At 39.7% G+C, this 4,266-nt stretch carries 5 protein-coding genes; 3 read left to right on the top strand and 2 right to left on the bottom strand.

Annotated features, from left to right (window positions below; translation table 11 throughout):
- The coding region (locus tag B2R65_RS19520; protein WP_286745489.1) for an MFS transporter at positions 1-849 on the top strand (849 nt) is incomplete at its 5' end.
- Positions 850-877: 28 nt separating this feature from the next.
- On the opposite strand, the gene grpE is transcribed toward B2R65_RS19520, so the two are convergent.
- Together grpE and B2R65_RS19510 are read right to left on the bottom strand one after the other, a co-directional pair.
- The gene (grpE, locus tag B2R65_RS19515) at positions 878-1,492 is read right to left on the bottom strand and encodes a nucleotide exchange factor GrpE (RefSeq protein WP_024033377.1); all 615 of its coding nucleotides are present in this window, start codon (positions 1,490-1,492) and stop codon (positions 878-880) included.
- A gap of 58 nt (positions 1,493-1,550) precedes the next feature.
- On the bottom strand, positions 1,551-2,516 hold the full coding sequence (locus B2R65_RS19510) for an HrcA family transcriptional regulator (RefSeq protein WP_054983110.1): 966 nt from the start codon (positions 2,514-2,516) through the stop codon (positions 1,551-1,553).
- Between the two features lie 284 nt (positions 2,517-2,800).
- On the opposite strand from B2R65_RS19510, the gene nadK reads away from it, so the two are divergent.
- Together nadK and B2R65_RS19500 are read left to right on the top strand one after the other, a co-directional pair.
- The gene (gene nadK / locus B2R65_RS19505; protein ID WP_004588103.1) at positions 2,801-3,685 is read left to right on the top strand and encodes an NAD(+) kinase; all 885 of its coding nucleotides are present in this window, start codon (positions 2,801-2,803) and stop codon (positions 3,683-3,685) included.
- 75 nt (positions 3,686-3,760) lie between these two features.
- On the top strand, positions 3,761-4,266 hold a 506-nt coding region (locus B2R65_RS19500), incomplete at its 3' end, for a hypothetical protein (protein ID WP_286745485.1).

Here is a 4,266-nt window from a genome sequence, read left to right as displayed (position 1 = left end):
ACGGTGGTTGTGCCTGGCGTAATTAGGCATATTTATCAAAAAAACACCGCTAAGGGCATGTCGTATGTATCTATGATTATGATGGTAGCGCCCTTAGTTGCCCCCTCTGTGGGGTCATTTATTTTAGGGTTCTCGGTATGGTCAACCATATTTTTGGTTCTTACTGCCTATAGCTTTTTAATTTTAGCGTTTGTACAGGTGTATTTAATTGATATCCCCATTCATAAAAATGAGAAAAAAGGCCTAGCCTTGTTTTTCGACAGCTATAAAACGGTACTTAGTAATAAAGATGCACGTGCAGACATATTAAGCTCTATGTTTGTCTCGTTTGGCTTTTTTTGCTTTTTAACCTCAGTGCCTTTTGTATACCTAGATTTATATAATGTATCTGAGCAATTATTTGGTATTTTATTCGCATTTAATGTCATGGCACTTATGTGTGGTAACTTTTTAAATACCCGAATTGTACCAAGAATTGGCTCTCGAAAAATGCTGTACATAGGGCTTGTATGTGGCTTTGCCTCTGGGCTGGCACTGCTTACGTTTAGCTTGTTGCAGCTTTCTTTATATTACATTGTAGCGGCCATTGCGCCTTTAATGATGAGCCTAGGGGTAACAGCGAGTAATGCTGATTCATTAATATTAATGAAGTTTGAAAAAAACACCGGTACCGCCACCGCTGTTATTGGAACGCTGCGCTTTGGCAGTGGCGCGCTCGTTGGCCCATTGCTTGCGGTAGTGCATGCAAAAAGTGCAGTGCCGTTTTCAAGCTTAATGTTTAGCGCCGTGCTATTAACTATGCTGGTGCAGTTAATCCATTATAAAATAGACAAAAAAAATGCCTCATAATGAGGCATTTTTTATAAACAGTGACTAATTAAGCGTCTGCTGCTTTAGATACCATAACCATTGCAGGGCGTAATAAACGACCATTTAATGTGTATCCTTTTTGCATTACTGCAAGTACCGTGTTTGGTGAAACATCGTTACTTGGTTGGATAGACATTGCTTGGTGGAATTCTGGATTGAATTGCTCACCTTGTGGGTTAACAATTTCAACGCCAAACTTTGCAACCGCATCGTTAAAGCTTTTAACTGTCATATCAATACCTTCAAGCAATGGCTTTAGGGTTTCGTTTTCTTTATCAGAAAACTCAATAGCACGCTCTAGGTTATCGATTACTGGAAGTAATTCGTTAGCAAACTTTTCCAGTGCAAATTTATGTGCTTTTTCTACATCTTGTGCAGCACGACGACGAATGTTATCTACATCTGCGGCGGCGCGTACAACGCTGTCTTTTTGATCCGCAATGGTTTGCTTAGCGGCTTCAAGCTCTGCGTATAGCATTGCAATTTCAGCTTCAGGGCTTTGCTCTTGGTCTGCTTCGTGTTGCTCTGCGGCTTCTACTGCTGCTTCAACATCAGCTTCCATTTGAGCTACTTCTTCGTTTAGTTCTACTTCTTGCTCTGGGTTTTGTGTCTGCTCAGACATAAAATACGTGCTCCAATTCTTTACAACTGCGGTAATTATGGGGATTGAATAAAAAGATTCAAGAGTTAGATGGCTCTAATAATTTAAATTCTTGGATTAATTGTTCAATTTGCGCCGATTTAGGGCAAATTACGCAAAAGCGGCTTTGATACTCTTGATTTTGAAAGTACGGCACACTAATTACTATCAGCTCATTACACTCTGTAAACGGTAAGTTTTCAGTGTTTAAAACCGATACCCCGTTTTTAAATGCGAGTTTATCTTCGACAAAATTTAAAAATGAAACGCCAATATTTAAGCTTTGCTCGCAATCGACCTTTTTATATAAATAGTTTTCGCCTACTACAATACTGTTATCTGATCCAAGCTTATGACTAAGCTGGCGCGTCCACTGTGTCAGTGAGTCGTGGCAATTACGCGGTGCGGTGTTTGCCATTGCTTGCATTCTGTACAAACCTTCCATTAAGGTTTGTTGGCTAAATACTGTGTTTAACCAAGTTGCAAATTGATAACGCACGGCATCTGAGGAATCATCAGGTTTGTTGATACAAATATTATGGCTTTGCCCTGCTCTATCTATTAGCAGTACAAGCCAATCGTTAGAATCAAACTCAAGCACTTCTACTCTAAACACTTGTTGTGAGCTTGCTTGGGGTAAGCCTACACAACAACATACTTGGTACTTTTTACTTAATCCATGGGCCAGCTCCACAAGTTGTGCTTGTTGTGGCTGCCAGTAATTAGCTATTTCAGCTAACGGAAAAAACTCATCAAACCAATAATCAAACCCTTGGTTTGTAGGCACACGCCCTGCCGATGTATGAGGGGAATATAACAAGCCTACTTTTTCAAGTCGCGCCATAGCATTTCGTACCGTGGCAGAACAAACCGCCATGCCTTTTTGCTTCGCTATTTTTGTTGATGGAACGGGTAACCCTTCACCATTACAATAAAGGCTCATCACTGCTGAAAAAATTTGTTGATCTCGAGGGTTTATATTCATGTTATCTACATCTTGTTGCATGAAAGAGATATCGGGGCAGTTAAAACAAATTCAAGCCTAAAGCACGCTTTAAGTGAATATGTTGTTGCATGCATTACAATAAAACACTGCTGCAACTATTTTTAAGCATTTAATACAAAAATTAAAGGGGTTATTTAATCTGTTGAGCCAATAATCAGCTCTTAGGTGAGCTTGGCAATATACAGGCGTAATTGAATCATTATCATATTGGTAAATCTGTGTTTTCAAACACTTCTGTTTTGAGTTACCCTACAAAAATATTATTACTTTTTATTGCAGCCGTTATGCACTCACCGTTTAAAACTATTGGCCTTATAGGTAAACCAAACCATCCTAAAGCTGCGGCTACGTTACAGCGTTTACATACTTTTTTATCGGCTCTTGGCTTTACCGTGATTGTAGAAAAGCGCACCGGTGGGCAGTTATCGGATGTCCCTGATACTCATCAAGTTGACCTTGTTAGCTTAGGCGAGCAAGCCGACCTTGCTATTGTTGTAGGGGGTGATGGCAATATGCTTGGTGCTGCACGCGTACTTGCACGCTTTGATGTAGCTGTAATAGGCGTAAACAGAGGTAATTTAGGGTTTTTAACCGACTTAAACCCAGAGGGCTTTGAAGGTAGCCTAGAGCAAGTGTTAAGCGGCGAATATTTAGAAGAGAAACGCTTTTTGCTCGAGGTAGAAGTATATCGCCATAACGAACTTAAAAGTGCGAATTCAGCCGTTAACGAAGCGGTGCTACACGCCGACAAAGTTGCCCACATGATTGAGTTTGAAGCTTTTATTAATAACGACTTTGTGTTTTCTCAGCGCTCTGATGGTTTAATTGTATCAACCCCTACCGGCTCTACAGCTTATTCTTTATCGGGTGGCGGGCCCATTTTAACACCTGAGCTTAATGCAATTTCGTTAGTGCCTATGTTTCCGCATACATTATCAAGCAGACCCTTAGTGGTTGATGCCGATAACGAGGTACGCTTAAAGTTAAGCCTTGAGAACACCGACAGCTTACAAGTCAGTTGCGACAGCCATGTAGTGCTTGCCGTTTTACCCGGCGATGAAGTAGTTATTAAAAAAGCCGACAGAAAACTGCGCTTAATTCACCCAAAAAACTACTCTTACTACAACGTTTTACGTACTAAACTTAATTGGGGCAGCCGTTTATACTAATTTTATTGCCAAGCGTAGTGCTTTAGCGCAAAATACAAGACAAATAAAAATTAATCAAACTAGGAATATCTAGCAATGACTTATGTTGTTATCTTTGCTTTGTTATTACTTATCACTTTGCTTGGCGCTTATATTAGAGTTGAAAACAATAGAAAAAAAGCGTTAGAAACCAAGAAAAAACAATTTAACGAACGTGTTGCCCAAGTAAACACTCGCCTTAAAACCAAGCTAAACAATTTATTAGAAGCCAAAATAATAAGACCTAAGTATGTAGCGCAAATTCAGGCAATTGTGGCCAATTTTTTTGTGGTTCAGCCCCATACAGATGAAAACCTACAACATTTAGAAGATATTAGCGACAGCTTAGTGAGCACGCTTTCGATTGAGTTTCAAAAAGCACTGCAAAGTGAAAACGCCCAAGCGCTACAAGATAATATACAGTACTTTGTGAGTGAGTTACCCCAGCAAGGCATACTTTATAATAAAGCGTTTTATCACGAAATTTTACCCTCATTGATTGTACAAATTAAAACTGACACACCTGAAAACCCAAGCGAAAGCCTTGAAAATACTGACGAAAC

The organism is Pseudoalteromonas sp. UBA2102 (assembly GCF_002331165.1).
Lineage (GTDB): Bacteria > Pseudomonadota > Gammaproteobacteria > Enterobacterales > Alteromonadaceae > Pseudoalteromonas > Pseudoalteromonas atlantica.
Note: the sequence above shows the minus strand (reverse complement) of the source record. Positions and strands in the feature narration are given on the sequence as shown.